The organism is Lysinibacillus sp. NPDC047702, from assembly GCF_050272555.1.
Lineage (GTDB): Bacteria > Bacillota > Bacilli > Bacillales_A > Planococcaceae > Lysinibacillus.
On the sequence record NZ_JBNNMG010000046.1, the window covers coordinates 16,948 to 43,767 of the forward strand.

At 36.7% G+C, this 26,820-nt stretch carries 26 protein-coding genes, 16 tRNA genes and 1 rRNA gene; 10 read left to right on the plus strand and 33 right to left on the minus strand.

Features of this window, described 5'->3' with window-relative positions:
* Positions 1-39: 39 nt before the first annotated feature.
* Together ACQKIM_RS19130 and ACQKIM_RS19135 are read right to left on the minus strand one after the other, a co-directional pair.
* Positions 40-870, minus strand: coding sequence for an aldo/keto reductase (locus ACQKIM_RS19130; protein ID WP_427546941.1), 831 nt, complete (start codon positions 868-870; stop codon positions 40-42).
* A 103-nt stretch (positions 871-973) separates the two neighbouring features.
* The gene (locus ACQKIM_RS19135; protein ID WP_427546944.1) at positions 974-1,147 is read right to left on the minus strand and encodes a hypothetical protein; all 174 of its coding nucleotides are present in this window, start codon (positions 1,145-1,147) and stop codon (positions 974-976) included.
* 1,236 nt (positions 1,148-2,383) lie between these two features.
* Here ACQKIM_RS19135 and ACQKIM_RS19140 point away from each other — a divergent pair.
* Entirely contained in the window at positions 2,384-3,229 is an 846-nt protein-coding gene (locus ACQKIM_RS19140) for a VOC family protein (protein WP_427546948.1), read from the plus strand.
* Positions 3,230-3,375: 146 nt separating this feature from the next.
* On the opposite strand, the gene trmL is transcribed toward ACQKIM_RS19140, so the two are convergent.
* Both trmL and queG read right to left on the minus strand, forming a co-directional pair.
* Positions 3,376-3,849, minus strand: a complete 474-nt coding sequence (gene trmL, locus ACQKIM_RS19145; protein WP_427546951.1) for a tRNA (uridine(34)/cytosine(34)/5-carboxymethylaminomethyluridine(34)-2'-O)-methyltransferase TrmL — start codon at positions 3,847-3,849, stop codon at positions 3,376-3,378.
* Positions 3,850-4,041: 192 nt separating this feature from the next.
* Positions 4,042-5,172 carry a tRNA epoxyqueuosine(34) reductase QueG gene (queG, locus tag ACQKIM_RS19150; protein ID WP_427546954.1) on the minus strand — a complete coding sequence of 377 codons (1,131 nt, stop codon included), beginning with the start codon at positions 5,170-5,172 and terminating at the stop codon, positions 4,042-4,044.
* A gap of 59 nt (positions 5,173-5,231) precedes the next feature.
* On the opposite strand from queG, the gene ACQKIM_RS19155 reads away from it, so the two are divergent.
* Both ACQKIM_RS19155 and ACQKIM_RS19160 read left to right on the plus strand, forming a co-directional pair.
* Entirely contained in the window at positions 5,232-5,921 is a 690-nt protein-coding gene (locus ACQKIM_RS19155; RefSeq protein ID WP_427546957.1) for a B3/B4 domain-containing protein, read from the plus strand.
* A gap of 15 nt (positions 5,922-5,936) precedes the next feature.
* A complete protein-coding gene (locus tag ACQKIM_RS19160) occupies positions 5,937-6,446 on the plus strand; it encodes a hypothetical protein (protein WP_427546960.1) in 510 nt (169 codons plus the stop codon).
* Between the two features lie 69 nt (positions 6,447-6,515).
* Here ACQKIM_RS19160 and ACQKIM_RS19165 read toward each other — a convergent pair whose 3' ends face one another.
* On the minus strand, positions 6,516-7,280 hold the full coding sequence (locus ACQKIM_RS19165) for a hypothetical protein (protein ID WP_427546963.1): 765 nt from the start codon (positions 7,278-7,280) through the stop codon (positions 6,516-6,518).
* A 364-nt stretch (positions 7,281-7,644) separates the two neighbouring features.
* Here ACQKIM_RS19165 and ACQKIM_RS19170 point away from each other — a divergent pair, with 364 nt between their 5' ends.
* Entirely contained in the window at positions 7,645-9,231 is a 1,587-nt protein-coding gene (locus ACQKIM_RS19170) for a catalase (RefSeq protein ID WP_427546966.1), read from the plus strand.
* A 53-nt stretch (positions 9,232-9,284) separates the two neighbouring features.
* Here the strand turns inward: ACQKIM_RS19170 and ACQKIM_RS19175 are convergent, their stop codons facing one another.
* Complete coding sequence (locus tag ACQKIM_RS19175; RefSeq protein WP_427546969.1) at positions 9,285-10,187, minus strand: S66 peptidase family protein; 903 nt, start codon at positions 10,185-10,187, stop codon at positions 9,285-9,287.
* 121 nt (positions 10,188-10,308) lie between these two features.
* Between ACQKIM_RS19175 and ACQKIM_RS19180 the strand changes: the two genes are divergently transcribed.
* Positions 10,309-11,193: a DMT family transporter gene (locus ACQKIM_RS19180; protein ID WP_427546972.1), complete on the plus strand. Its 885-nt coding sequence runs from the start codon at positions 10,309-10,311 to the stop codon at positions 11,191-11,193.
* 186 nt (positions 11,194-11,379) lie between these two features.
* Here the strand turns inward: ACQKIM_RS19180 and nagB are convergent, their stop codons facing one another.
* Entirely contained in the window at positions 11,380-12,093 is a 714-nt protein-coding gene (gene nagB, locus ACQKIM_RS19185; RefSeq protein WP_427547013.1) for a glucosamine-6-phosphate deaminase, read from the minus strand.
* Between the two features lie 197 nt (positions 12,094-12,290).
* Between nagB and ACQKIM_RS19190 the strand changes: the two genes are divergently transcribed.
* From ACQKIM_RS19190 to ACQKIM_RS19205, 4 genes are all read left to right on the plus strand, one after another.
* Entirely contained in the window at positions 12,291-13,037 is a 747-nt protein-coding gene (locus tag ACQKIM_RS19190) for an arylamine N-acetyltransferase family protein (RefSeq protein WP_427546975.1), read from the plus strand.
* A 418-nt stretch (positions 13,038-13,455) separates the two neighbouring features.
* On the plus strand, positions 13,456-14,052 hold the full coding sequence (locus ACQKIM_RS19195; protein ID WP_427546978.1) for a TetR family transcriptional regulator C-terminal domain-containing protein: 597 nt from the start codon (positions 13,456-13,458) through the stop codon (positions 14,050-14,052).
* Positions 14,053-14,748 carry an SGNH/GDSL hydrolase family protein gene (locus ACQKIM_RS19200; protein WP_427546981.1) on the plus strand — a complete coding sequence of 232 codons (696 nt, stop codon included), beginning with the start codon at positions 14,053-14,055 and terminating at the stop codon, positions 14,746-14,748.
* A gap of 18 nt (positions 14,749-14,766) precedes the next feature.
* On the plus strand, positions 14,767-15,582 hold the full coding sequence (locus tag ACQKIM_RS19205; protein WP_427546984.1) for an SDR family NAD(P)-dependent oxidoreductase: 816 nt from the start codon (positions 14,767-14,769) through the stop codon (positions 15,580-15,582).
* A gap of 193 nt (positions 15,583-15,775) precedes the next feature.
* Here ACQKIM_RS19205 and ACQKIM_RS19210 read toward each other — a convergent pair whose 3' ends face one another.
* From ACQKIM_RS19210 to ACQKIM_RS19250, 9 genes are all read right to left on the minus strand, one after another.
* Complete coding sequence (locus ACQKIM_RS19210; protein ID WP_427546986.1) at positions 15,776-16,060, minus strand: hypothetical protein; 285 nt, start codon at positions 16,058-16,060, stop codon at positions 15,776-15,778.
* 177 nt (positions 16,061-16,237) lie between these two features.
* The gene (locus tag ACQKIM_RS19215) at positions 16,238-16,924 is read right to left on the minus strand and encodes an ABC transporter ATP-binding protein (RefSeq protein ID WP_427546988.1); all 687 of its coding nucleotides are present in this window, start codon (positions 16,922-16,924) and stop codon (positions 16,238-16,240) included.
* Position 16,925: 1 nt separating this feature from the next.
* Positions 16,926-17,960 (minus strand): ABC transporter permease, encoded by a 1,035-nt coding sequence (locus tag ACQKIM_RS19220; protein WP_427546991.1) that lies wholly within the window; start codon positions 17,958-17,960, stop codon positions 16,926-16,928.
* A gap of 127 nt (positions 17,961-18,087) precedes the next feature.
* On the minus strand, positions 18,088-18,654 hold the full coding sequence (gene thpR, locus ACQKIM_RS19225) for an RNA 2',3'-cyclic phosphodiesterase (protein WP_427546994.1): 567 nt from the start codon (positions 18,652-18,654) through the stop codon (positions 18,088-18,090).
* A 92-nt stretch (positions 18,655-18,746) separates the two neighbouring features.
* Entirely contained in the window at positions 18,747-18,899 is a 153-nt protein-coding gene (locus ACQKIM_RS19230; RefSeq protein ID WP_427546996.1) for a hypothetical protein, read from the minus strand.
* 206 nt (positions 18,900-19,105) lie between these two features.
* Complete coding sequence (gene lpdA, locus ACQKIM_RS19235; RefSeq protein ID WP_427546999.1) at positions 19,106-20,500, minus strand: dihydrolipoyl dehydrogenase; 1,395 nt, start codon at positions 20,498-20,500, stop codon at positions 19,106-19,108.
* The gene (locus ACQKIM_RS19240; RefSeq protein WP_427547002.1) at positions 20,487-21,359 is read right to left on the minus strand and encodes an alpha/beta hydrolase; all 873 of its coding nucleotides are present in this window, start codon (positions 21,357-21,359) and stop codon (positions 20,487-20,489) included. Before ACQKIM_RS19240 ends, lpdA begins: the two co-directional genes overlap by 14 nt.
* A 59-nt stretch (positions 21,360-21,418) precedes the next feature.
* Entirely contained in the window at positions 21,419-22,021 is a 603-nt protein-coding gene (locus tag ACQKIM_RS19245; RefSeq protein WP_427547005.1) for a TetR/AcrR family transcriptional regulator, read from the minus strand.
* A 344-nt stretch (positions 22,022-22,365) separates the two neighbouring features.
* On the minus strand, positions 22,366-23,349 hold the full coding sequence (locus tag ACQKIM_RS19250) for an S-layer homology domain-containing protein (RefSeq protein WP_427547008.1): 984 nt from the start codon (positions 23,347-23,349) through the stop codon (positions 22,366-22,368).
* 398 nt (positions 23,350-23,747) lie between these two features.
* Between ACQKIM_RS19250 and ACQKIM_RS19255 the strand changes: the two genes are divergently transcribed.
* Positions 23,748-24,836, plus strand: coding sequence for a serine hydrolase domain-containing protein (locus tag ACQKIM_RS19255; protein WP_427547010.1), 1,089 nt, complete (start codon positions 23,748-23,750; stop codon positions 24,834-24,836).
* 357 nt (positions 24,837-25,193) lie between these two features.
* On the opposite strand, the gene ACQKIM_RS19260 is transcribed toward ACQKIM_RS19255, so the two are convergent.
* The 17 genes from ACQKIM_RS19260 to rrf all read right to left on the minus strand — a co-directional run.
* Positions 25,194-25,274: transfer RNA gene (locus ACQKIM_RS19260), tRNA-Leu, on the minus strand.
* Between the two features lie 47 nt (positions 25,275-25,321).
* A tRNA-Cys gene (locus tag ACQKIM_RS19265) sits at positions 25,322-25,395 on the minus strand.
* 13 nt (positions 25,396-25,408) lie between these two features.
* Positions 25,409-25,483: transfer RNA gene (locus ACQKIM_RS19270), tRNA-Gly, on the minus strand.
* A gap of 6 nt (positions 25,484-25,489) precedes the next feature.
* Positions 25,490-25,564 (minus strand) — tRNA-Gln (locus tag ACQKIM_RS19275).
* Between the two features lie 19 nt (positions 25,565-25,583).
* A tRNA-His gene (locus ACQKIM_RS19280) sits at positions 25,584-25,659 on the minus strand.
* Positions 25,660-25,698: 39 nt separating this feature from the next.
* Positions 25,699-25,774, minus strand: a tRNA-His gene (locus ACQKIM_RS19285).
* A 13-nt stretch (positions 25,775-25,787) separates the two neighbouring features.
* A tRNA-Trp gene (locus tag ACQKIM_RS19290) sits at positions 25,788-25,861 on the minus strand.
* A 13-nt stretch (positions 25,862-25,874) separates the two neighbouring features.
* Positions 25,875-25,958 (minus strand) — tRNA-Tyr (locus ACQKIM_RS19295).
* 9 nt (positions 25,959-25,967) lie between these two features.
* Positions 25,968-26,043, minus strand: a tRNA-Thr gene (locus ACQKIM_RS19300).
* A 12-nt stretch (positions 26,044-26,055) separates the two neighbouring features.
* Positions 26,056-26,128 (minus strand) — tRNA-Phe (locus ACQKIM_RS19305).
* Positions 26,129-26,143: 15 nt separating this feature from the next.
* A tRNA-Asp gene (locus tag ACQKIM_RS19310) sits at positions 26,144-26,219 on the minus strand.
* 4 nt (positions 26,220-26,223) lie between these two features.
* Positions 26,224-26,298: transfer RNA gene (locus ACQKIM_RS19315), tRNA-Met, on the minus strand.
* A gap of 34 nt (positions 26,299-26,332) precedes the next feature.
* Positions 26,333-26,408 (minus strand) — tRNA-Val (locus tag ACQKIM_RS19320).
* Positions 26,409-26,423: 15 nt separating this feature from the next.
* Positions 26,424-26,498: transfer RNA gene (locus tag ACQKIM_RS19325), tRNA-Glu, on the minus strand.
* A gap of 27 nt (positions 26,499-26,525) precedes the next feature.
* Positions 26,526-26,617: transfer RNA gene (locus ACQKIM_RS19330), tRNA-Ser, on the minus strand.
* A gap of 5 nt (positions 26,618-26,622) precedes the next feature.
* A tRNA-Asn gene (locus ACQKIM_RS19335) sits at positions 26,623-26,699 on the minus strand.
* A gap of 16 nt (positions 26,700-26,715) precedes the next feature.
* Positions 26,716-26,820, minus strand: a 5S ribosomal RNA gene (gene rrf / locus ACQKIM_RS19340); the annotation flags it as partial.

A 26,820-nucleotide genomic window follows, 5' to 3' on the forward strand; every position in this document is an offset into this window, starting at 1 on the left:
GGATTTTCCATTTAGTAGTAAAGTTAAATGGATGAATAGTTAAAAATCGAATTTAAAGTTATCTGGATCCTGTCCAAAGCGTTCATTACGGTTTAAAGCAGTTATTTGATCCATTTGTGCTAAGGATAACTCAAAATCAAAAACCTGCGCATTTTCTTCAATACGACTTGGCGTAACTGATTTTGGAATAATAAGTGTATCCCTTTGTAAATGCCAGCGCAGTACTACCTGTGCGGCTGTTTTACCAATTTCTTGCCCAATCTTTGTAATAACTGCGTTATCAAGCACACCCCCACGCCCTAGTGGAGACCATGCAGTCACAGCAATGCCATGCTCATTACAGTAAGCTCTTAAATCATCTTGCTGTAAATATGGATGTACCTCGACTTGATTAACCATTGGCTGAATGTTTGCCTTTGCTAATAGCTTTTGTAGATGATGCTCATGGTGATTCGACACACCTGTTGCTCGAATTAATTTTTCATCATATAGACGTTCAATGGCTCTATATGTTTCTTCAAATGTTTCAGGTACTGCCCAATGCGTTAAATACAAATCTAAATAATCCATATTTAATTTTTTCAACGATACTTCAAAAGCTCGTAACGTTTCATCATAACCTTGGTCATTATTCCAAACCTTTGTCGTAACAAATATATTCTCACGCTTAACACCTGAATAGCGAATGGCTTCGCCCACTTCCGCTTCATTGCCATAAAGAGAGGCTGTATCAATAGCTCGATAACCAAATTTAAGTGCTTTATCAATAGCCTGCAATGTTTCATCACGCTCAGTCATTTTATAGACCCCTAAACCTAAGCGAGGCATTTCTATACCATTTGTTAATGTTTTTGTTGATTGTAAATTCAAGAATAACAACCCCTTTCTTTTCCTAGTTCCATTATACAAAAAATTGGTTTTAAGAAAATAAGGAAAATTTTTGAGAGGTCATATCTACGGAATTTCAATATATCTAGTCCTTTTTTTCTTCTTCAGGGTCATCTACTTGGATAGGATCTGGAATACGCTCATCCTCCACAAGCTCTAAGCCATCACGTAAATGCTCCATTTGCTTTCCTAAATCCTGCAAATCTTTAAAGTTTCTAGCCATTGTACCGTTTTCTATATTCGGAACCTTTTTTTCCATTATCATCACCTCTCTAATAGTTTTCCCGAAATAGTTATGCTTGAACCATTTCTGACATATTTTATTTCACTATGTCATTTTAATTTTCTAGTAGATAAGCTATACTAAAAAGAGATGTCTGTATAAACATGAGGAGGGTTCTTCCATGAAATTATTATTAATTATTGGTGTAACTGTTGCATTCTTATCTGCTATTTTCACTGCTGGTTACGAAGGCGACTACAAATCAGACAAATAATACCTCTAGAAAATCACTAAGCATTTTATATGCTTAGTGATTTTCTCATGTTGTTGAAATACTATTATGTCAATGACATCAAGGTGACAAATTAAAAAGTATAGTCCTTTTTCAAAACGAGGGGTTGATCTCCGTTCCGACTGAGTGCTTTCCTGGGGGCGTCCGATGAGCCGCTTGGGGCAACAGGAGGTTGGTCACGAAGGCGTTATCACAGGACGTGACGGTTTTAACCTTCGTTCCCCTAATCTGCTCGCTCCAGGGTCTCATCTGTGACGCTGAATCCCCGAGGAGTCACTCAGTCTACACTCCAATCAACCGTCGCTCATCGTATTTTCTGTTGGCAATTCACACAAATATATAGTGATAAATTTGAAGTCTTAGCCATCATTATATTGTGCAAAAATGGAGCTTTGATAACATTTTTCTATGCGAAAACAGAGGAGTACTTTATGTAAAGTGACAAAGTAGTTTTACGCATAAAATGTAGGTTAATAGCTGTAGAATTGTACCAATATTCTATCCATTTAATGATGGTGAGTAACATGCTTTTACTTTACTTTTCTTTTGAGGGAAGAAAATATTTAAAGTTCTACACTATTGCTGATTGGAGAGCAAGGCTACTCGACTCCCGTGGGATAGCGAGACAGACGAGACCCTGCACGGAGCGTCAGCGCAGGAAGCGGCTCGTCGCTCACCCACAGGAAGCCTTGCTCTGCGCGAAAGCGAAGCGTCAGCAGCAAAGCGAGTAGCCTGGAACGGAAATCACCTTCATTTTAACTAAATATTCACAAAAAGTCCCTTGACTATTTAATTTTTCAACACTATGAGAAAATCACTAAGCATTTTATATGCTTAGTGATTTTCTTTATTCAAGAATTACTTCTCTTTTATTTTGATGAATAAAATGACTTGACTTTCTGTACTTTATAAAATAAACTTACTTACATAAAGTAAGTTGATAACGAAAAATAACTTTTTAAATATATGGAGGTCTATTTATGCATTTTCATGAAAAACCAAACACTTATGTTACAAATGTAGAAATTAAAGTGAGTGATTTACAACGTTCACTAGCCTATTATCAGGAGGTTATTGGCTTTAAAGTCTTACATCAAGAATCTCATAAAGCCACTTTAACTGCTGATGGCAAAACAGCATTACTAACAGTCGTTCAACCTGAAACTGTAGAAGAAAAAACGAGATTTACTACTGGGCTTTACCATTTTGCACTTCTATTGCCTACTCGTCGTGATTTAGCAAATGTTATTAGTCATTTTCATAAAAATGGTGTGTATTTTGGGGCATCTGACCACGATGTCAGTGAAGCACTATATTTAAGTGATCCTGATAAAAATGGCATTGAAATTTATGCAGATCGACCTGAAAATACATGGACTTGGCATTCTAACCAAGTGCATATGGTTACTGAGCCACTTAATATTCAGTCAATATTAGCAGAAGGTAATAATACATGGAGTGGTCTTCCAGCGGGTACAGTAATGGGCCATATTCATTTATCTGTATCAAACTTATCAGAAGCAGAGGAGTTTTATACAAAGGGATTAGGTTTTGACATTGTCACTCGTTATGGTGCACAAGCATTATTTATTTCTACAGGCCGCTATCATCATCACATTGGCTTAAATACTTGGTACTCAGAAAATGCACCAAAGCTAGGTGAACATCAAGTCGGCTTAAAAACTTTTTCTTTGCGTTTAGATAATGAACAACAAGCAGCAACAATGAAAGAAAATCTTCGTGCTATTGGTGCTCCTGTTACTGATATCACTGGAGGTTTCCAAACTGAGGACCCTGCTGGTAATAAAATTTTATTGAAATTTTAGGAAATGGCATTCTATCCGTCAGTTTTTGAGCCCTATCGTTAACTTTTTGGATTCTAACGTTCTCTTTTGGACTCTATCCATCAGTTTTGAGATGCTATCCATTTAACTTAAAAAAGCAGTTCTCCCCTGGTGGAGAACTGCCTTTTTTAATGTAGCCCTGGGTAACCTTGTTGGCGTAATGCTTCATAAATAACAATAGCCGCTGTATTCGATAGATTGAGTGAACGGACATGCTCACTCTGCGGAATTCGCAAGCACATATGTCGACGCTCGTAAGCAAAATCCTTCGGCAAACCCGTTGTTTCTTTTCCAAACATAAAATAAATATCACGATCTTTATCGCTAAAATCATGTGTTGTGAATGGCTCTTCACTATACGTTTCAATTAAATAAACATCTCCATTTTTTGATGCTTCTAAAAATTCCTCTAGTGAATCGTGATACACAACATTGACACTATGCCAGTAATCTAATCCAGCACGTTTAAGCATTTTATCGTCTGTAGAAAAGCCAAGAGGTCGAATTAAATGCAGTGAGGTATTTGTTCCTGCACAGGTACGTGCAATATTACCTGTATTTGCTGGTATCTCTGGTTGATATAAAACGATATGCAGTGGCATAACGGTACACTTCCTTATTAAAAATTTCAGATGTAAAAATATTTTTTTATCTTAAATCGTACTGTTAGGGCATTTCTCCTCCATATTAAACGCTGCATCTTTCTTTTTGAGAGACTCCTCCCAAAATTGAGTCGTTTCTCACGCTTTTGAGCGCTCCGGTCAAGTTAATCCTGAGATATTCACTCATTCATTTTATTGGAAAAATTGCAATCCTTTGTCAATTTCAATGCGTACTTCTTCGTCACTTTCCTTACCTTTCGCTTTAAGTAATGCGGAATGGGCTTCTTCCCCCCCTATCTTTCCTAAAGCCCATGCTGCTGTCCCTCGAATAACAGGGCGATCATCCTTTTCCAGAAGTGCAATTAAATCTGGAACAGCCGCTTCTTCTTTAAAATGGGCAAGGGCCAATATAGCATTGCGCTGAATGGGCTTCTTCCCCCGCCATGAGCCAGAAACATGTCCAAACTTATCTTTAAACTCACGATTTGAAATTTTCAATAGTGGTGTCAGCAATGGCTTGGCTAGCTCTGGGTCTGGTTTAAATTCTTCATGTATCCAATTGATTTTGCCTTTATTTTTTGGACATACGGTCTGACATGTATCACAGCCATACAATCGATTGCCAATATGTGTACGAAACTCATCAGGTAGTGTTCCCTTTGTTTGCGTTAAAAAAGCAATACAGCGCTGAGCATTTAGCTGTCCGCCCTCGATTAAAGCACCTGTTGGGCAAACATCTAAACATAAACGGCAGTCTCCACATTCATCCTCCATAGGATTATCTGGCGCAAAGGGGATGTTTGTGACAAGCTCTCCTAAATAGACATATGAACCAAATTCAGGTGTAATAATGGCGCAGTTTTTCCCGCTCCAGCCTATTCCTGCACGTTCAGCAACTGCTCTATCTACAAGTGCACCCGTGTCCACCATTGATTCAATACGAACACCTTCTACTCGCTCTTCTAGCCAAGCTGATAATAATGCCAATCGTTCGCGTAATGCTGTATGATAATCGACACCCCAAGAAGCACGGCAAAAAATTCCGCGTCTTGCACCTTTTTTGCCTACAGGTGCATTCTGCATACGCGATGGATAGGCTACAGCTATCGCCACAATACTCTCTGCTCCATCTAATAATTGTATGGGTTCGGTACGTTTTTCAATATTGCTTTCCTCAAAGCCTGACTGATACCCAAGTTCTTGCTGTCGTCGCAGTCGATTTTTCAATTCTGTAAACGGAGCTGCTGTTGTAAAGCCAATCTTGTCTATACCAATGGACATTGCATACGCCACAAACTCATGTTGTAGGTCATGTATGTTCATTTTATTTCCAACTCCTTACATGATACAATAATAGAAATAGATAAAGTAGGTGATGTTTTATGGATATATCAATTAATCAATCCCTATTGACACAACATCCTGAGCTAAAAATCGGTATTATCCATTATACCAAAATTGTTGTAGCCGAATCGCCTCAAATGATTAAAGGTCGTATGCAATTGTATCAAGAAAATCTCTATATAGAAATGCAGGAAAACCCTGTTACGCAACGGGAAGGAATTGCAGAATGGCGACGGCTATGGAAAAAGCTTGGTGCGGATCCGAATCGGTACCGTCACTCTGCAGAAAGCTTAATGCGTCGGATTAGTAAGCAAAATTATTTAACACCCTATCATTCAGGTGTAGATTTAAATAATTTCTTTTCCCTGCAATATGAAATTCCAGTAGGCTTATATGATGTAGATAAACTACAAGGAGATGTAGAAATTGCACTTGGCAATGAGGATACTGGCTATGAAGGCTTAAATGAACGCTATAATTCATTAAATAATATTCTCTATAGCAAAGACGCTGAAGGAGCATTTGGGTCACCGTTTGTCGATTCTAAGCGTACTTCTGTTTCAGAGGAAACGACTGAGGCTTTGCAGATTTTCTACCTTCGACCATCACTAACAGAAGAAAATGCAGCTAAGCTTTTAGCCTCAGCAGGTAAGATGTTTAACCAAATTCATGGGGGCGACTATAATATTGTCTTATTAAACAACGTAGTACCAGCTACGACACTATAAAAAGGAAGTGTTTGTATGATTAATCTTGCAGAAGCCGTTAAACTTAAAAGTATTCTAGGAAAAAAAGTTCAGGAGCTTATTAGTGAATTACATCGTAGTGCCTTTGTAACTGTAGAAAAGGGACAAGCTCCAAAAACAAGTAATCGTGCAATGAAGATCATTGAGGCAGAACTAGCTCAAGTACGTCTTGACGCTCGTACATTAGATCGATTAGTCTATGAAGCAAATATAAATAATTCAGTAAGTTTTAAAGGTGAAACATTTGCTTTAGTTGAAGCTATCGAGCTTGCAACACAGCTCCGTGCAGATGCTGAGCTTTGCAAACAATTTAGTATGCATGAAAAAGAAAGTGTACGAATGGGCTATGGAGAAAATACAATGCTTTATGAGATTGCAATGTATGAGCCAGATGAATATCGTGAGCGTGCCATTCAATTAGAAAAAGACGCCCATAAATTATCAAATCTTATCAATGCAAAAAACTACAGTGTTACTATTAACTTCGATGATTCTCAATATTTTTAAACAAATAAATCACCCCAAATGTTAAATTTATAACTTTTGGGGTGTAACACTGTATGAAAGACTCTTATTTTAATTAGCTAAATCATAATTAACTTCAAATTGTCCTAAATCCATATCAGCTAAAAGGAAAGTTACATTATAATTAGAATCAGTATATGTATGACTTTTTTTCTCTTCATCTAAAGCTTTCCCTAACTCTTCTTCATTTTTATCTAAATTTAAGCCAATTGCATCAGTAATTGACATTGCTGATAAAAATCCTTCTTCCCATTCGTCACCCTCTTCACTTACCTCATTAGCAGGGATACCTTCTACGGAAATATTATAGCCAATTAATTTTTTTTCCTCATTATATTTAGCCACTATTGTATAATGACCCTTATATTTTATAAAGTCCGCATCCAATAGAGTTTGTGAAAGGATTTTGTCCTCTTTCATTAAATCACTAGTTATTGGCTCAGGAATTTTCTCTAATGTAATAGGATTCTCTGTATCCTGTTTATATAAATCAACTCTGACATTGTATTTTTGAACAAACTTTTCTACAGCAGCTTTTGATTCAGTATCTACCTCATCATATTTTACTGGAACAATTTTTTCTTCCTTTACTACCTCTTCTTCTTTTACATTCTTCTCTTTATCCTTTTCGGCTCCTTCGCCAGAACACCCAACTAGCATTAGAGCTAGTAGTAAAAACAAAGCCTTCTTCATTACCTTATTTCCCCCTAAATTTATTTCCGTATTACTAAATATACAAATTGGAATATACTTTTCTACAAAATATTTCCGTATTCGCACATTACAATTATGATAAACTAATACTAATATTTCCATAGTAATTATTAACTATTTTACAATATTTTATATTAACTTTAGTCCTTTTTCTGCTAAGGCTTTCCATATTCTCTGAAACTGTATACAATAGATGTATGGAGTCTTGTACTCCATCTTGGATGTGTTGTTTTCAATCTAGCTTTATGAAGCTAACTTAACTTAAACCAATAACATGTGACCTGTTACCATATGACCGATGACCAATAACCAACTATAGGCAAAGGCTATACTCAGCAAACTTGATTATTTTTTGAAAACGCCATCCAAAGGCTCTCTTACATCTTGTATGTAGGAGAGCCTTTTTATGTCTAGTTTGCCCTACTAAAGGACAGAATGGGTATATCCAAAAGAAGGGGGTCAAACAATGACAAAACAAAATGATTCAACACATCAAGATGATACAACTTTAACGAATCGGCAGGGGCACCCCATTACCAACAATCAAAATTTAAGAACCGTCAGTAATCGTGGACCTGCTACACTTGAAAATTACGATTTTTTAGAAAAAATGAGCCATTTTGACCGTGAACGAATCCCCGAACGAGTTGTTCATGCTCGTGGTGCAGGAGCTCATGGTTATTTTGAAACCTATGGTGCTGTCGGAGATGAGCCTATTTCTAAATATACAAGAGCAAAAGTTTTCCAGGATAAAGGTAAAAAAACACCTGTTTTCGTACGTTTTTCAACGGTTATACATGGTGGTCATTCCCCAGAAACTTTACGAGATCCACGCGGCTTTGCTGTAAAGTTTTATACAGAGGATGGAAATTGGGACTTAGTTGGCAACAACTTAAAAATTTTCTTTATACGTGATGCTATGAAGTTCCCAGATATGATTCATGCCTTTAAGCCTGATCCAATTACAAATATTCAGGATGTAGAACGCTTTTTTGATTTTTGTGCAAGCTCACCAGAAACCTTCCACATGGTCACATTCGTTTATTCACCATGGGGTATTCCTGCAAATTATAGAATGATGCAAGGCTCTGGTGTTAACACATATAAATGGGTAAATAGTGAGGGCAAGGCTGTCCTTGTCAAATATCATTGGGAGCCTTTACAAGGTATTAAAAATTTAACCCAAAGAGAAGCTGAGGAGATTCAGAAGAAGAATTTTAATCATGCAACGCAGGATCTATACGATGCAATTGAACAGGGCGATTATCCTGAATGGGAATTAAATGTACAAATAATGGAGGACGGACCACATCTAGAGCTAGATTTTGATCCATTAGATGATACAAAGCTTTGGCCGAATGATCAATTTCCATGGCATCCAGTGGGGAAAATGGTGTTAAATAAAAATCCTGAAGATTATTTTGCTGAGGTTGAGCAGGCAACTTTCGGTACAGGTGTACTGGTAGACGGATTGGATTTCTCAGATGATAAAATGCTACAAGGACGCACATTCTCATATTCTGATACTCAGCGTCATCGTGTAGGTGCAAATTATCTACAGTTACCAATCAATGCTCCTAAAAAACGAGTAGCAACCAATCAAAATGGCGGTCAAATGATGTACAAACGTGATTTAGCTCCTGGACAAAATCCACATATTAATTATGATCCTTCCATGCTAAATGGATTAAAGGAAGCAACTCAAATCGACAAAGAATATACACCGTATATAGAAGGTAATCTAGTACGTGAGTCTATTGATCGTCAAAGCAATACTAAACAGGCAGGAGAAACGTACCGGAATTTTGAGCAATGGGAGCGAGATGAGCTTCTTGAAAACTTAATTCGTGATTTGTCAGTATGTAATATGGCAATTCAAGAGGCCATGATTGCTTTAGCAGAGGAAGCCGATAAAGAATACGGCCGCTTGCTAAAAGAAGGATTGCAAAAGGCTGAAAAAAACTCATCTACATCAAAGCCTCTCGGCAATATTGATGGTGACGATGCTCCTAAAGATGCAATCAATAAAGGGCATGATGCAGAGCCTTACTAAAATAAAAAAAGCACTCTACACAAGGGACGGATGCCCAAATGTAGAGTGCTTTTTTAATGCACACCAGGTAAAATTTTCAGCACCTTTTCCTGTGCATCCAAAATGGCATCTACCCCTAATGGAATGGCAATATTTGTTGCTTCATGGCCGATTTTAAAGCCTGCTACAACAGGAATTCCTAACTCTCCAAAATACTCCTCCATTAACGTAAGAAGTGCTGCTTCATCCGCCCCTGTCTGTGTAAAGGAGCCAATTATAATTCCTGTTAACTGCTCAAGCTTTCTTGCCTGCCTTAATTGCTGCAGCATCGAATCTATTCGTGGAATAGGCTCTGCAATCTCCTCAATCAGTAAAATTCTGCCTTCTGTCCTGACTTCAAATTTTGTCCCTATTGAGCTCACAAGACGACGTAAATTTCCTCCAATAATTTGACCGCGAGCTACACCATTTGCAATTGTTGTTAATGGTGAAATTTCTTCAGTATATTGTATTTCAATTGGAGAAAATAACTGTAAAAACATCCTTTTCGATAGCTCATCAATTTTTCCAACAGACATTAGTAGAGGACCATGAAACGTTACTAAATTAGCATATTCATTAATTGCACAATGTAAATATGTAAGATCAGAGAAGCCCCAGAAGATTTTTGGATGTTCTTCTAATAGAGTATAATCAATTTTCTCAGCAATACGTGCGGAGCCATAGCCCCCTTTAACACAGAAAATGGCCTTGATCTCTGGATTTCTAACCATCTCATGAAAGTCAGCTAGTCGCATCTCATCACTACCTGCTAAATAAGCATGCTTTGCTTGGATCGTATCTCCAATAATATAGTGAAGACCTAAATCATCAAGAAAGGATACTGCCTCTCCTAACTTTTCAGGTTCCACTAGACTCGATAAAGCCACTATGCCGACTGTATCTCCCTTTTGTAAATGTGGTACTGTGCTTTTCATCAGATTTTCTCCTCCCTTTTTCCTTATTCTAGCATACTGATTATAAGGAGGCATTGATTATTCATAGCATTAGTGGCTATAATTATCCATAATATTCTAACCTTAAAGGAGCTATTGCATCATGAAAATCCCACCATACATATTATTATTGCTCGCGACTCTTTTATGGGGTGGTAATTTTGTTATTGGTCGTGCAGTTAGTGGGGATATCCCTCCTCTTACACTAGCCTTTCTAAGATGGTGCGTCGCCTTTATCGTATTTTTCCCCATTGCTTATCGGAGTTTAAAGCATGAGTGGCGTAAGCTCAAGGAAAATTGGTCAATCGTAATTATTTTATCTCTAACAGGTGTTGCAGCATTTAATACCCTAGTGTATATCGGTCTACATTATACAACGTCTATTAATGCATCTTTAATGAACTCATCAACACCAATTATGATATACATATTATCCTTTATTTTTTTACGGGAAAAACTATCAAAATATCAGCTGCTTGGAACTGCTTTATCACTTAGTGGTGTCATTTTTATTATTTCAGGAGGCTCCATTGCAAGCCTAGTTGATTTTACTTTTAATAAAGGTGACTTAATTGTACTCGTCGCAGTCTTCTGTTGGAGTATTTATTCACTACTCATAAAACATTACGCCCATCGCTTACCAGGACGATCAACATTCCTAGTAACAATTTTTATTGGAGCCATTATGCTATTACCGTTTTATATCTATGAAACCGCAACGCTTACAAATTCTATTCATTGGCAGTGGTCAACAATTGCCGCCATTCTCTATGTTGGGATTTTCGCATCCGTTGTTGCCTTTTTAAGCTGGAATAGTGGTGTTGTACAGTTAGGTGCAAATAAGGCAAGTATTTATTTAAACTTCATCCCTGTATTTGCATCCATCTTTGCAGTACTGTTTCTTGATGAAAAGCTTCATGCCTTTCAAATTGTCGGGGGACTTGCTGTTGTTGCAGGGGTCATCGTATCGGGTAGAAAAGTGAGCTGAATTTAAATCCTATCCATTGATTTGGTGAGTCTATCCATTGGTTCAAGAGTTCTATTCAGCAGTTCATTGTTTCTATCCATCAGTTCAAGAGTGCTATTCAGCAGTTCATTGTTTCTATCCATCAGTTTAAGGGTTCTATATAAATAAGCGTAGGCTCCAATTAGTTTTGAAGTCTACGCTTATTCATTATTTTGTTCCTCCGTAAATAACCGTTACATTTGGATGATTTAGTAATTGACTTGCTGGGAAATCTTCATTTACGATTCCACTTTTTAATCGTTCAATTGCCTCTAGCTTTTTTTCACCAAATGCAATCAACACGATTTCCTTGGCATTCATAATCGATTGAATACCCATGGTAATAGCATGTGTCGGAACATCCTTAGGATCATCAAAATAAATCGCATTTTCAGTACGCGTAGATTCAGTAAGCTCTACAATGTTAGTGAGTGATTCAAAGGGTGTGCCAGGTTCGTTAAAGCCAATATGTCCATTAACACCAATACCAAGAAGCTGTAAATCAATGCCTCCTGCTTCCTTAATTCGAGCATCATACGCTGCACACTCCGCAGCTAAATCCTCTGCCTTGCCGTTAGGTAAATGTATATTTTCTTGTTTTATATCTACATGATTAAATAATTGATCATGCATAAACGTCCAATAACTAGCTGGGCTATTTTGATCCAAACCTACATATTCGTCTAGGTTAAACGTGATAACATCTTTAAACGAGACCTGTTCAGCTTGTTGACGTCTCACTAATTCCTCATACATTCCTACAGGTGAACCACCAGTTGCTAGTCCTAAAATGCTTACAGGCTTTTCCTTTAATTGCTTAGTAAAAATATTCGCTGCCACTTCGCTCATTTCATCATACGAATTGACTTCTACCCATTTCATCGTTGTCATTTATATACCTACCTTACAAGATTTATTGTGGACTTAATTGGAAAATAGTTTACTAAATAGTAGCTAACACTTAAATTTTACTAGTTATCTATCTACTTTTCTATTATTTTCTTTTAAAAAGATTGTACGTGTAATCTCAAGCCATTTCGGTTATGTTAATAAATAAGGAAGTGAGGCGATAGTATCGTATGAATTCGCAAATATTGCAATATTTGAAACATATTCATTTTCAAGGTCCTTTAACTGAGCCAACCATTAAACTACTTGGACAACTGCAAACAAGTCATTTAAATTCTATCCCGTATGAAAACTTAGATGTTGTTTTGGAACAAGGCATCTCCTTCTCTATTCCTGATATTTTTCAAAAAATAATTATTCATAAGCGTGGAGGCAATTGCTTTGAGCTAAATATTTTATTTAGCTGGCTACTCCGTGAGCTTGGTTTTTCAGTGACAAATCGATATGCACAGTTTTGGCGTAATCTTGAAGTAGATACACCTATCGAAGATGTACCAATGCATCAGCTATTGCTTGTCAATTATGCTGGTCAATCATATATTTCTGATGTTGGCGTAGGTGCATTAGCTCCTTGTAAACCAGTTCCACTAATAGCAGGCCATCAACATCGTGAAGGCAACGAACTTTATAAAATTGAACAAGATGATACAAATGGATGGATGCTGTATGAACAAACAAAACAGAATTGGCGTTTACTCTATAGTTTTTTTGATGACGCAAATGATGCAAAGTTCGCCCCAAGACTTTCTAAACAAAAAAATAAAATCGCTATGATCCGTACTCCTCGTGGTCGACATACAATGCTTAACAATGAATTCCGAATATACGAGGGACAATCCCTAACAACCTATACAACTCAGAATGAAAAGGAATGGCTACAAGCCCTTCATCGTTTTTTTCATATTTCATTGGATTAGATGCTCCATAACAAAAAGCAAGCTTTCTTATTAATAGGAGACTTGCTTTTTCTGTCACGAAGAGTTAATTTTCTGTACGATTAAGAAGCTCGTAAATAACGTCATAATTGTAAAGCTCTTTAACTAAACCGATACCATCTACAAAGTAATATGTCCACACATTATCACTGTAAACAGATTTTTCCTCTATAACAATGACTTTTCACACACCATTTCCAATAATCCCCAACATAATACTCTGTTATTACAGTGACAATCCAAAATTAAACCATTAAAACGAGTTAATTATAAACAAATGCTTTATCTAGTAAGCAATTGTGACAACATAAAGAATTAGGTATTTACCTATTTATTAATTAAAAAAATATTGTATAATCAGATTAGAACGACCGTTCAAATTTTAAAAAGGAGAAAATTCTTGAGCAAAAGACGTTATGATAGCGAGAAAGCAAAAATCGAAATTATGGAACATGCGGTTAGTTTGTTTTCTCAAAAGGGCTATAATCAAACATCAGTTGGAGATATTTCAACCGCTTCAGGCTACAGTAAGGGACATATTTATTACCATTTTGAAAACAAAGAAAAGCTTTTTGTTCTTTTAGCACAACAAACAATGCAAGATTGGCACAACAAATGGCTGCAAAAAGAAATTACCTACTCCACGGCAACAGAAAAATTATATGGTATGGCTATGCATGTTCTCTATCATTACCAAACACCTTTACTAAGATCAGGGCAAGAACTAGCTGCCAATCCCAAATCCAGCTCTGAATCCGTGCAGCAATTATTCAATTTAGCGATTGTGCCGATGGGTGCTTATCAAGCAATCCTTCAAGAAGGTATTGATAGAGGAGAATTTGTTAATGGAAATATTGATGAATGGACAATTCTACTAGGAACTTGGCTAGGCGGATTATGTCAGCTTACAAATACTCAGGAGCTTAAGAAGTTAGAGCCACTTTTTCAACAAGCAATAACCATTTTTTTGAAGGAAATCAAAAAAGGTGGGATTTAAATGAAAATTGCATGTATAGGAGACAGTTTAACAGAAGGGCGACCAGGGGTTTCATTTTTTAAACAATTAACAGCAAAACATCCACATATAAAATTTGATAATCTTGGTAAGCCAGGTGAGACAGTGAAAAGCTTACACACTCGATTAGAGAGATCGACGTTAGGCAGTTATTATGACCTCAGCTTTCTTTGGATTGGTGTTAATGATGTCTATGCTAAGCTTTTGAAAGTGCAAGCACAGCCAGTTACAGAAGATCATCAAGAGTTTAAAGGATACTATGTAAATGTTTTAGAAATGATTCTAACTTCCTCTAAACATGTCGTTTTAGTAACACCAGCTTTAATAGGAGAGGAGATAAAAAATGCATCAAATACGGAATTAAAAGAGCTTTCCTCCATTATTCATTCCATCTCTTCTAAATATGCAAATGTTAGCTTTTTAAATATGCAAAAGGTTTTTGAAAGTCATTTGCAACAAGTTGATAGCTCGGATTATATTAACACCAAAGTTCTGCAAGTGATGAAAGATGTACTGTTTTATAAAAATCCTTTGCGTATTGATCGATTATCCCAAAAAAGAGGGCTGCATTTTACTTTAGATGGTGTTCATTTAAATAGTAAAGGAGCAGAACTTGTCATGGAAGAATACTCATCTGTAATTGAACAGCTTCAATTACAGGAAGCCACTGTCCATTAGGAATTCATACAGGAGGTAATGAATATGAGAAAAGTTGCGATTGTTACTGGTGGTGTATCTGGGATAGGAAAGGCTATTTGTAAAGAGTTAATAGATCATCATGTTTTTGTATTTATTGCAGATATCAACAAACATGATGGGTTTCTTTTAGAGGCAGAACTAAATAAAGATGCCCCAAATGCTAAATTTGTTGAATTGAATGTAACCGATTACAAAAGCGTTGAACATGTCATTACAAATGTATATGAGGAATTTCAAAGAATAGATTATTTATTCAACAATGCTGGAATAGCTATGTATGGTGAAATTTACGATATGTCGATAGACGAATGGCAAGACATTGTGGATATTAACTTATGGGGTGTTGTTTATGGAACACAAGTTGGCTATCAAATCATGAAAAAGCAAGGATTTGGACATATCATCAATACGTCATCAGCAGCAGGATTGGGACCATCTCCTATTTCTGCAGCATACTCAACAACAAAGCATGCTGTTGTAGGATTAACAACATCACTCCACTATGAGGCTGAGGAATATGGTATCAATGTAAGCACCTTATGCCCGACTTTTGTTGATACACCTATTTTTGATAAAGCAACAGCTATTAATATCGATAAAACGGCGATGTCTAAGCAATTGAAAAAGCAGAAAATGATGTCTCCACAGCAATTAGCAAAAATCGCTATTGCAGGCGTACACAAAAATAAGCCAATTATTTGTCCAATGCCAATGCGTAAAACAATGGATATTGTCTTTACAATCTTTCCTTCGTTACACCGAGCATTAATGAGAATGGTCTGTAAAGTAAGTCGAAATGCACGATTAACATAAACATTCTAAATGGTAAAAAACCGCTATGTTTTCAGCCATCAAGAGATGAAACACATCAAAAATAGGCTGTTCGGTACAAAGGAATATGTCTCCTTCGTTATACTTATTTTTACATTTTATTACAAAACAATTCGTAGGAGTCTCGCGGTTTTTTACCTTGATATTTAACCCCTTTTAAGAGACAAGCAGCTAGTTATTTATGCTCTTCCTCATCGTTTTTATAAATGCCTAAGAGTAATATAATTAGTCCTATAACAAAAATAATAGGAGATAGAAGCATCATAATTGACGCTGCCCAACCATTTCTAACCAGCATTCCATACGTTACGCCAATTAAAAAAGATAAAAATGGTGCAAACACAATCATTGTAATAATACCCCAAACTACATATTTCCCTTTTTCTGACCTATCCTCACTTATTTGGAATACCGCTATTAAACCTGCTAATACAATCAACAAGGCAATAACAAATGCCATGTCAAATCACCTCCTTCTTTCCTTCTACAATATGCTTCATTTGTTTAGTGATTTGGTAACTTAACACTAGGCATATTAAAAAAACTATAATTGACTGAAATCAGCTCCACATTATTGTGAAAACCTGTTTAATCAAAAAAACGCCACAACCATTAAAACATGGTTGTAGCATTTTATCTAAATAACATCTTGCAAAATAACACCGTCACTCATTTTAATAATACGATCCGTATAAGCTAGCATTTCTTCATCGTGTGTCACCATTAAAGTAGTAATATTTAATGTTTTAGTCAAATCTCTAATAAGTAACATGACCTCTTTTGATTTCTGTGAATCTAAACTTGCAGTTGGTTCATCTGCAAACAGGACTCTTGGTTTATGAATGATTGCCCGGGCAATAGCAACACGTTGCTTCTCACCTCCTGACAATGATGAAGGATAAGCCATTTTTCGATGGTCCATCCCTACTAGTTCAAGTATTCGGCTAACTTCATTTTTTTGTTCCTGCTTCTTTAATTTTGATTCAGAAACATCTAGCATTAATAGTAGCTGCTCCTCAACTGTAAGAAAAGGTACAAGATGTGCAAACTGAAAGACAAATCCAAATTTACTTGCTCGTACTTTTCGAACCTCTTCAGAGCTCATGATGGACATATTTTTCCCCTCAAAGATAACTTGCCCATCTGATGTAGGCTGAAGTCCAGCAGCTATTGTTAGAAGCGTACTCTTACCAGATCCAGACGCACCAACCATTGCTGTTACTTCTCCATCTTTTAGAGAAAGATTTATTCCCTTAAGAATCTCTTCCTCTATCTCTCCATTTGTAAATGTTTTTCTAATTCCATTGATTTTAAATAAAGTCATATTAAGCCTCTCCTTGCTGTATCGCTTGTAATGGTTCAATTTTTTTTATTTGCATTCCTGAAATTGTAGCACCGATAAAGCCAATAATTAAAAACACAATCGATAATTGAACGGTAGTTGCGATTGTTAAAACAAACGGCATTCCTTTTGGGGTAATTAAATTAAATGCCTGACTTAAGCCTACAGATAAAACGAGAGAAATAACTGTAATGATGGCCATCTGTGCCCATATCATTTTGAATAGTTTGCTTGTTTTCAAACCAATGGCCTTTAAAATTCCGTATAAGCCAATTTTTTGGACATTCATCATATAGAAAAAGATAGCAAACAGCATTCCGCTAATGACTATTAAAAACCATACAATCATATTTAAAGACATTTGCTCCGCATTATAGCTTGGGATTGTCTGAAGAAATTCTTTATTTGAAAATGATTGTAACCCAGCAAATTCTTTTGAAGAATCTCTATTTGGTACAAAAATCAGCTGCATTTCATCAACACGATATATTTCTTGATAATCTTTTTTATTTATATAAGCGACTGGCGCATGACTATATTTTTTTTGCTCTACGAATCCTTTAACTATAAACTTTCCACTAAATTGATTATTTGTTAATGTATCTCCTACTTTAATTCCTTTTTCTTTTAAAGAACTATCTAAAATAACTTCCTCATGTTTCACATTTGCAAATAGCGTTGAAGCAGTTGCAGTAGTAAATGCAACGCTCTGCTGCTTATTGTCCATATCATTTAAAAAGCCCATTTGTATCGAGAAAGCTACTGCATTCTTTTCATTGCTCAATATTTCATTTTGAGTGCTACGATCAATCTTTGAAAGATTATATGTTTGATCCGCGTCCTTACTTAAATAAAATTGCCCCTGTGGTAAATCTTTAATTAAAGCGGCATTATCTTGTGATAATCCATTGGCCAAACCAGAAATAATAAAAGTTAATAAACTAACAAGAAAAACAATTGAGCCTAATATTAAAAACCTTCCTTTATTTTTCTTAATTTCTTTCCAAGCAAGATTCATATTAAATGCCTCCGTTCTTTTTAATACTCTAAGCTTAAAATTCTTAAATGAACGGAGGGTGAACTAAATATTAAAAAAGCTCATAAACCCTAAATTAAGGTTATGAGCTATGGGTATTGATAATTTATTACTTAGACAATTCCTCTAAACGAATTACAGCCTTTTGATGATATTTTGGAATTTCTTCAAATTTTGTTTCATATAGCACCACTTCTTCTACTAAAAACGTTGGAAGCTCCATTTCTTCACTCATCACTACATCAAAAGGCATTTTACCATGTGTTTCATCCCATTTTCTTGCTACTGTTATATGTGGGACAAAAGGTTTTTTATCTAAATCAAATCCTGCCTTTATACATTCCTTGTATACAATGTCCCTCACATTATTTAATGGCTGAGATTCATAAATACTAGCCCATAAAATTCTTGGATATTCTTTTCTTCCGAAAGTATTCAATCCTTGAATGCTTAACTCGAATGGAGGAACCTTCATTAGGCTTTCCTTTATCTCCTTCAATACCAGTTGTAATTGATCCATATCCGCATTCCCTAAAAAAGCTAATGTAATGTGATAATCCTCCAGATGAACCCACCGTTTAAAATGCATACTTGTTTTTATGGTTTCACATTTCTCATTAAGAGCATTTTTAATAGGTAACGGAAGTGGAACAGCAATAAAAAAATGTCTGTTCATATTTTTACCTCTCATCTTTTACTATCAGCAGCTATTGGTCTACCTGCCCATACATCCATTGCGTAACGATCTTGTTCTTTAAGACTAGCTCGCTACAGACTCATTACATCATGGATTGCCAGGTATGCCATTAACAATGTGCATTCAACATCTGGAGCCATTTTACCACCATCTCCACATATATAGAAATGCCCATCTTGAGCTAGTATTTTAATGAGCTCCTGTGCACCTTCAGTCTGCCCCATCACATGTTCCACATATTCCTTCGGTTGCTCACAAACGCCTGTCGATTTCGCAGAAAGATGCCTAAACGATCGCCTGTCTGATATGTGACACCCTCTGACAGTTTTACTTCAATACGCCACGTACTTCCTTCTATTCTACCTCACAACCCATGATCTTTTATAATATTTACATAAGGGGCATTGTAATTGCATAAGTATAGTCACCACTATACTTTTACAACATGAATGGGCTGCCCCATAATGAATTCAGCGGCTTCCATTATAATCTCACCTAATGTTGGGTGCGCATGAATTGTTAATGCGAGATCTTTTGCAGTCATTCCCCCCTCAATTGCTAAACTCATTTCAGCAATCATATCGGATGCCCCAGCACCTACGATTTGAGCACCGATTAATAAATCATCCTCTTTCCGAGCAACGAGCTTCACAAAGCCTTCAGGTTGATTTAATGCAAGTGCTCGACCGTTTACAGCAAAAGGAAGCTTCGCTACTTTCACCTCAATACCTGCTGATTTTGCTTGTTCCTCATTGTAGCCAACAGTTGCCAATTCAGGATCTGTGAAACATACAGCTGGAATTACCAAGTAATCTACAATTGAATTTTCACCAGCGATGGCTTCTGCAGCTACTTTACCTTCATATGATGCTTTATGTGCAAGTTGTGGACCGGATACGATATCACCAATAGCATAAATATTTGGCATGGAAGTTCGACCTTGTTTATCTACTTTTAATAAACCCCGTTCTGAGAATTCAATCTTAAGTGACTCAAGACCTAAATTATCTGTATTTGGACGACGACCTACAGTGACTAATGCATAGCTAGCCTCAACTGTTTTTTCTTCTCCGCCCACCTCGTACGTTACAACTACGCCATTTTCATTTTCTTCAATACCTCTAGCCGATGCGCCAACTACAACTTCTACGCCTTTTTTCTTTAAACTTTTTTTTACGACTTGTGTCATTTGCTTTTCGAAACCAGATAAAATATCTTTGCTGCCTTCAATGATTGTTACTTGAGAGCCTAAGTTAGCGTAAGCAGAGCCCAGCTCCGTACCAATATATCCACCACCAATAACAACTAGTTTTTCTGGTACCTCTGGTAAAGAAAGTGCACCTGTTGAATTAATTACACGTTTAGTGAATTTAAGTGTTGGAATTTCAACCGGGCGAGAACCTGTTGCAAGAATTGCATTTTTGAAAGTGTAAGTTTGTACGTTGCCTCCATTGTTTACTCGTACAGTGTTTGCATCTACAAAGTAAGCTTCTCCATACACGATATCGATTTTGTTACCTTTTAATAGACTTTCAACACCTCCTACTAATTTAGAGACTATGCCATTCTTGAATTCTTGTACTTTCTCCCAGTCAAGTTTTACTTCATGTGCAACAACTCCCATATCCTCTGAATGCTTTGCCTTCTCAAAACGATGACCTACTGAAATCAGCACTTTTGATGGAATACACCCAACATTTGAACAAACTCCCCCTATATACTCTCTTTCTACAATTGTTACTTTTTGCCCCATTTGAGTTGCGCGAATAGCGGCTACATATCCTCCTGGACCTGCACCAATTACAAGTGTATCAATATGTTTCATCTACTATTTCCTCCTTATGGCTTGCTATAAAATAAAAAACATTATCCCAAAAAGATTTATCTTTTACACAATGATGGTGACCCTTTGTTGTAACTTTAATTACTTGTTTAAAATTGCTATCATTTATTAGGACATCCACGTTAGAAATCGACACTTTTTTATCATGAATTGAATGTATGGCTAGAGCTGGAGACTGTTGATTTTTTAATATTTTCTCTAGGCACCATTCTTTTCTAGCCTTTAAAAAAACGCCTCCTCGTAATAAAAACCAACTAACAAATAACCAACCAAAGGGGATATAAGGGATTTTCACCTTTTCAGCCATTGATTGACTAATACTTTTTAATGAAGTAGGCATTGAATCAGTAATAAGAGCCTGTAGCCTTAAATCTGTGGCATTGACAATACTTGCAGCTATCCCTCCCATTGAATGTCCTAAAACATAGATTGCATTACTATTAATATCCGGTCTTCCTTCTACATAATTAATCGTTGCCGTTATACTTTGGACAAATGATGCGATACTCACTTGTTTCTGTATTGCTGCACTTTGCCCATGACCAAGAACATCCACAATAATCACGTCATAACCGCTGGCTAATAGGGGATCGACATATCGTAACATGTCTGATTTATTAGAGCCCCATCCATGTATTAATAGAAAACAACCTCTTGCCTGCTCACTATTAATAAGCCATCCCCGAATTGATCCAGTATCCAGTTCTATATCAATGTTTTCATAAGTCGAATTCGGATATTTTTTATCCTCTTTTATTTTAGGTGTAAAAATACGCAAAATTATATAGCTCCTTAAGAACATAATAGCTACTATAATAGCAACACATAAAAAATACTTCATCATAACACCTCCTCAAAAAGATACCTTTTAGTCTCTTTTATTTTTTAAAAAAGACGGCTTTACTGCCGCTCAGTAGCAATCATTGAAATGTATTGCCTTGTATTATTTATAATGATTTTCGTTATTTGACTATCTTTCTTTAATCGATCTAATACAAGTCCGCCTTCAAGTATTGACACAAGGTAAAGCGCAGTGTCATATGGCTGTATTGACTGTTTCAACTCCTGTCGCTTCATCCCATCCTCTATAATTTTCATCAACCATATTATCATCATATCTATCGCTTCATTAATATGTGGCAGTAACGCATTCCCTTCCAAATCATCCATTTCTATCGCTGCGTTATAAATTGGGCATCCCCCTACTATTGGTTTTCCTTCACTTAATTGTAAAAATGCCTCTATAAATGCAATTAATTTGTCGCTTGCATTGTTGTGCTGTGAAACACTTTCCTTTAGATGGTTCTGCATTATTTCAATGGAGTAACGAAAAGATTCTACCATAAGTTGTTCCTTATCCTTAAAGTGTCGATATATCCCCCCTTTTTGAATATTCGTTTCCTGAATTATGTCATTCATTGTTGTTGTCATATACCCTTTTTTATTAAACATCATAGCTGATTTTCGAATAATATTATGCCTTGTTATTTCACCTTTTTTCATTTCAGCCTCCAAAAAGATACCATTTAGTCTCTTTTAATATAAAGGAATTCTGATTCAATTTCAATAATTATTTAACAAAATAATTTAAGTTGGATTTATTTGCCGAAAGATACTTCACCAACATTGAACTCATTTGTAAAACGTGATAGATTAATTCAAATAAGGGTCTTAAATCGAATTAAATTATTTTTAGATGAGGATGCAAAAAGTCGAAAAAAAGGTAAGGCGTTTCATCCAAAATAGTAGTATGATACTATGATCTTCAAATAAAAGTAAAAAGGATTACGGCAAAAACTTACGCTGTAATCCTTTTATTATCGCTTAATGCTTAAATTGTTTAATCATTACCATGCTGAGTATCCAAAATCAGCACTAAAATCAACTGTTGATTTATCACTTATTTCAATTTCTCTAATTTGATGCTTAAAAATTGTCATAGCATTTGCTTCAAAAATTGAATAATTAAAATCACCAAATAAAGTTTTCAATTGATTGTGCGAATTTAAAGTTTCTAAAAGGGCTCTATGTGCATTTTTAGATGAAATAACCGCAATATATTTACCAGCAGGTAGATTATTAAAAGTATAATTACCATTTGTATCAACTAAAGTTCTATATACATCCTTTAACTCATTTTTTCTATCTATCCAATCAAATAATTGTTGCTTTGTATAATTTGGATATGTTGCATTCGTAGGGAATAGATAAATTACAGCACCAGTATCTCCTTTATTACCAATAAAATCGTTATATTTCCAAATAACTGTACCTTTTAAAGTACCATTTCCCTTGCTTGTATTATTTGTCGTAGGTTTTTTACCTGTCTTTAAATAGCTGTCTGTTCTACTGATAAATGTTTTTAAATGAGCTTGTGTTAATTTATCATTAGGTTTAAACGTGCCATCTGGATAACCAGCCGTAATTCCTGCCGCCACTAATTGTTGAATCGCACTATAGGCACTATCACCTTTCTTTACATCTTTGAATGCCTCATTTCCTGTAGGTAACTTTGATCCGAATGCTCTTGAAATAAAAATAGCAACATGAGCTCTAGTTAATTCTTGCGAAGGCTTGAAAGTGCCATCTGGATATCCAGTTATAATCCCTTTGTCAACAGCCGACTGTATATAACCACTCGCATTGTGACTTTTCGGAACATCATTGAATTGTGTATCTCTTTGTGTCCCATCTAAACCAAGTAATTTTCCAATTTCAACAATCGCCTCTGCACGATTTGATAATTTGTCTGATGCTTTCGCTTCAAATGCATTGAATGAAAAAATAGACAAAATCAAAGCAAAGAATAATGAATACAATACTTTTTTCATTTCATATTACCCCTTTAATTAAACATGATTTAGTTCAATCATACCACAAATAGTTCTATTAAATTAAGACTATATTATAAGAAAGTTTAAATTATTGAAACAAATTGTCTATTAAGTTATTAATAGTTTCAACGCTAAAAAGATAAGTTATAACAATTTTGATACCCGTGTCGGGGGCGAATCGATATTTCAAAAGAACACGATATTGTGTCGTATCTGTCTCCGCTAAAGGGAAATGAACATTTAATTAGTACAGATCTATTTAGTAACTCTAAAAATGAATTTAGGATCATAAGTAAACTGGTAATATTTCCATTTATTCCGTGTTTTATGTCAGATTTCGTCTTATAATAGGAGGTGTTTAATAAGCTATTATGAAATAGATTGAGAGGTATACTATGAAAAAATTCTTTAAATTTTTCTCTATTACGATTCTTGTTATTGTAATCGTATCTATAGTAGGTTTGCTATTATTTGGACGTAACAACCATAGTGATTTATCTGGAAGCGTTTCTGAAAAAATCGATCAATATTTGACAAATGAAAAATTCCAGGGAACCGTCCTCATTGCAAAGGAAGGTGAAGTTTTATATACAAAAGGTTTCGGATTGGCAGCCTCTGATTTACCAAATAGCCCAAGCACGCTCTATCAGATTGCTTCATTATCCAAAACATTCACTGCAGTAGCAGTCATGCAACTAGTAGAAAAGGAACTTTTAAACTTAGATGATCCAATTTCGCAATACTTTCCTGATTTTCCGAATGGAGAGACTATTACAATAAGCCATCTACTAAGTCATAGCTCGGGAATTCCGGATTATCTAAAGGCAAATTTCGAATTTGACTACAGCAAAGAATGGAATCCAAATGATATTGTAAATACCGTTAGCGATTCTGAATTAGAGTTTACCCCAGGTAAAAGCTTTAGTTATAGTAATACTGGTTATGTGATGTTAGGACTTATTATTGAAAAAGTCAGCGGACAGCCATATGCCAATTATATAGAAGAGCATATTTTTGAGCCAAGCAACATGTTTAATTCTATGTTTACGGTTGCGGCTGGTATACCAAAAGCGGAAGGACATGTAGAAGGGAAACCCGGACCTTTAATGCATAATTCTGCAGCGTATGCAGCTGGGGATATCATCTCTACAGTTGAAGATTTAGAACTGTTTGACAGGGCCCTGCGTGATAATGTGTTGGTAAGCAAAGAAACATCTGAACTAATGAGTATGACCCATGCTAAAAAATTTCCGTATCAATATGGATATGGATGGTATACTCAAGATGTTCTGGGGAAAAAAGCAGTCGGGCATTCAGGAGGATATCCAAGTGGTTTCCGTCATTATGTTACACGGCTAAATGACGAGGATGTAACAGTAATTGTTCTTAGCAATGAGATGACGGTGAATTCAAAAAGAATCAACCGTAATCTTACATCCATCATTCTTCAGAAGCCAATTTGGATATGGGAAGAAAAACTTTAATTATTAAAGCCATTTCTCTAGTTTGATAAAACAATATAGGAAACTCAAGCCCTTCTCCCCTGAGAGGGCTTTAATTAATCCATTTTCCAATTAGCCTAGATAATTTAGTATAGTAAGCAAGGTTTCTCATTGCCATATTTTTTGAAAGTCCTCACCGCAATCAACTAATAATGTTTATTCTTCCTCATAAAACTCCTCATAATGGTTCTTCTTTTTGCCATTTCTCTACATTCCTTAAGGTTAATAAAGATTGTAGTACAATATTTTTTACGTTCATGGTTATAAGAAACGACCAAAACAAAAAGGATTGCGTGTTCAGTCTTTATGACTGAACTCACAATCCCTGTTAAAAATTGATACCGGTGGTCGGGGTCGAACCGACACTCCAAAGGAACACGATTTTGAGTCGTGCGCGTCTGCCAATTCCGCCACACCGGCATAATATAGATAAAAAAAACCGGATAATCCGATTGAAAAATAAATTATGGAGGCGGCAACCGGATTTGAACCGGTGGTAAAGGTGTTGCAGACCTGTGCCTTACCACTTGGCTATGCCGCCATAAATAGTTAAATGGAGCGGAAGACGAGGTTCGAACTCGCGACCCCCACCTTGGCAAGGTGGTGTTCTACCACTGAACTACTTCCGCAAAAAATGGCTGGGGTACCTGGATTCGAACCAGGGCATGACGGAATCAAAATCCGTTGCCTTACCGCTTGGCTATACCCCAAAAGATAATTATATAAAAATGGGGCGACTGATGGGAATCGAACCCACGAATGCCTGAACCACAATCAGGTGCGTTAACCACTTCGCCACAACCGCCATAATTACTATTTTGTATTATTCTAATTTAAAGTTAAATGGGGCGACTGATGGGAATCGAACCCACGAATGCCTGAACCACAATCAGGTGCGTTAACCACTTCGCCACAACCGCCATAAAATTAAATTGGCAGGGGCAGTAGGAATCGAACCCACATCAAAGGTTTTGGAGACCTCTATTCTACCGTTAAACTATGCCCCTATTATATTAAAACTGGTGGAGGGGGACGGATTCGAACCGCCGAACCCTAAGGAGCGGATTTACAGTCCGCCGCGTTTAGCCACTTCGCTACCCCTCCGGAAATACATGGTGCCGGCGATAGGAGTCGAACCCACGACCTACTGATTACAAGTCAGTTGCTCTACCAACTGAGCTACACCGGCAAAAAAACATTATGGGTCAGGACGGAATCGAACCGCCGACACTTAGAGCTTCAATCTAATGCTCTACCAACTGAGCTACTGACCCAAATTTTAAAATAAATGGCGGTCCCGACCGGGATCGAACCGGCGATCTCCTGCGTGACAGGCAGGCATGTTAACCGCTACACCACGGGACCATTTTGGTTGCGGGGGCCGGATTTGAACCAACGACCTTCGGGTTATGAGCCCGACGAGCTACCACTGCTCCACCCCGCGATAATGATATGTTGTTAATTGTTAATAAGTATAATGGTGGAGGATGACGGGCTCGAACCGCCGACCCTCTGCTTGTAAGGCAGATGCTCTCCCAGCTGAGCTAATCCTCCATCTGGGTATATACATGGTGACCCCTACGGGATTCGAACCCGTGTTACCGCCGTGAAAGGGCGGTGTCTTAACCACTTGACCAAGGGGCCTTCGTTTGGAATAAAATAATAAAGTGCTGGCGGAGAGTAAGGGATTTGAACCCTTGAGACAGTGTTAACCGCCTACACGATTTCCAATCGTGCTCCTTCGGCCACTCGGACAACTCTCCAAGAATGGCTCCGAAGGCAGGACTCGAACCTGCGACAACCTGATTAACAGTCAGGTGCTACTACCAACTGAGCTACTTCGGAATAATTTTAGTATATAGCCTAGCAACGTCCTACTCTCACAGGGGGAAGCCCCCAACTACCATCGGCGCTAAAGAGCTTAACTTCCGTGTTCGGTATGGGAACGGGTGTGACCTCTTTGCCA

Bases quoted from the DNA above. Each gene is read 5' to 3' on its own strand.
- ACQKIM_RS19210 (WP_427546986.1), bottom strand. From the start codon at position 16,060: ATGGCATTTGTTATTGCCTTGTTGATTGTATTAGCAGGTTTAATAGCG.
- nagB (WP_427547013.1), bottom strand. From the start codon at position 12,093: ATGAAATGGGTAGAAGTCAATTCGTATGATGAAATGAGCGAAGTGGCA.
- ACQKIM_RS19230 (WP_427546996.1), bottom strand. From the start codon at position 18,899: ATGGGGCAGACTGAAGGTGCACAGGAGCTCATTAAAATACTAGCTCAA.
- ACQKIM_RS19240 (WP_427547002.1), bottom strand. From the start codon at position 21,359: ATGAAGTATTTTTTATGTGTTGCTATTATAGTAGCTATTATGTTCTTA.
- ACQKIM_RS19245 (WP_427547005.1), bottom strand. From the start codon at position 22,021: ATGAAAAAAGGTGAAATAACAAGGCATAATATTATTCGAAAATCAGCT.
- ACQKIM_RS19180 (WP_427546972.1), top strand. From the start codon at position 10,309: ATGAAAATCCCACCATACATATTATTATTGCTCGCGACTCTTTTATGG.
- ACQKIM_RS19175 (WP_427546969.1), bottom strand. From the start codon at position 10,187: ATGAAAAGCACAGTACCACATTTACAAAAGGGAGATACAGTCGGCATA.
- ACQKIM_RS19190 (WP_427546975.1), top strand. From the start codon at position 12,291: ATGAATTCGCAAATATTGCAATATTTGAAACATATTCATTTTCAAGGT.
- queG (WP_427546954.1), bottom strand. From the start codon at position 5,172: ATGAACATACATGACCTACAACATGAGTTTGTGGCGTATGCAATGTCC.
- thpR (WP_427546994.1), bottom strand. From the start codon at position 18,654: ATGAACAGACATTTTTTTATTGCTGTTCCACTTCCGTTACCTATTAAA.
- ACQKIM_RS19165 (WP_427546963.1), bottom strand. From the start codon at position 7,280: ATGGAAATATTAGTATTAGTTTATCATAATTGTAATGTGCGAATACGG.
- ACQKIM_RS19250 (WP_427547008.1), bottom strand. From the start codon at position 23,349: ATGAAAAAAGTATTGTATTCATTATTCTTTGCTTTGATTTTGTCTATT.
- ACQKIM_RS19205 (WP_427546984.1), top strand. From the start codon at position 14,767: ATGAATATGAGAAAAGTTGCGATTGTTACTGGTGGTGTATCTGGGATA.
- ACQKIM_RS19170 (WP_427546966.1), top strand. From the start codon at position 7,645: ATGACAAAACAAAATGATTCAACACATCAAGATGATACAACTTTAACG.
- lpdA (WP_427546999.1), bottom strand. From the start codon at position 20,500: ATGAAACATATTGATACACTTGTAATTGGTGCAGGTCCAGGAGGATAT.
- ACQKIM_RS19255 (WP_427547010.1), top strand. From the start codon at position 23,748: ATGAAAAAATTCTTTAAATTTTTCTCTATTACGATTCTTGTTATTGTA.
- ACQKIM_RS19135 (WP_427546944.1), bottom strand. From the start codon at position 1,147: ATGGAAAAAAAGGTTCCGAATATAGAAAACGGTACAATGGCTAGAAAC.
- ACQKIM_RS19215 (WP_427546988.1), bottom strand. From the start codon at position 16,924: ATGACTTTATTTAAAATCAATGGAATTAGAAAAACATTTACAAATGGA.
- ACQKIM_RS19155 (WP_427546957.1), top strand. From the start codon at position 5,232: ATGGATATATCAATTAATCAATCCCTATTGACACAACATCCTGAGCTA.
- ACQKIM_RS19220 (WP_427546991.1), bottom strand. From the start codon at position 17,960: ATGAATCTTGCTTGGAAAGAAATTAAGAAAAATAAAGGAAGGTTTTTA.
- ACQKIM_RS19160 (WP_427546960.1), top strand. From the start codon at position 5,937: ATGATTAATCTTGCAGAAGCCGTTAAACTTAAAAGTATTCTAGGAAAA.
- trmL (WP_427546951.1), bottom strand. From the start codon at position 3,849: ATGCCACTGCATATCGTTTTATATCAACCAGAGATACCAGCAAATACA.
- ACQKIM_RS19140 (WP_427546948.1), top strand. From the start codon at position 2,384: ATGCATTTTCATGAAAAACCAAACACTTATGTTACAAATGTAGAAATT.
- ACQKIM_RS19200 (WP_427546981.1), top strand. From the start codon at position 14,053: ATGAAAATTGCATGTATAGGAGACAGTTTAACAGAAGGGCGACCAGGG.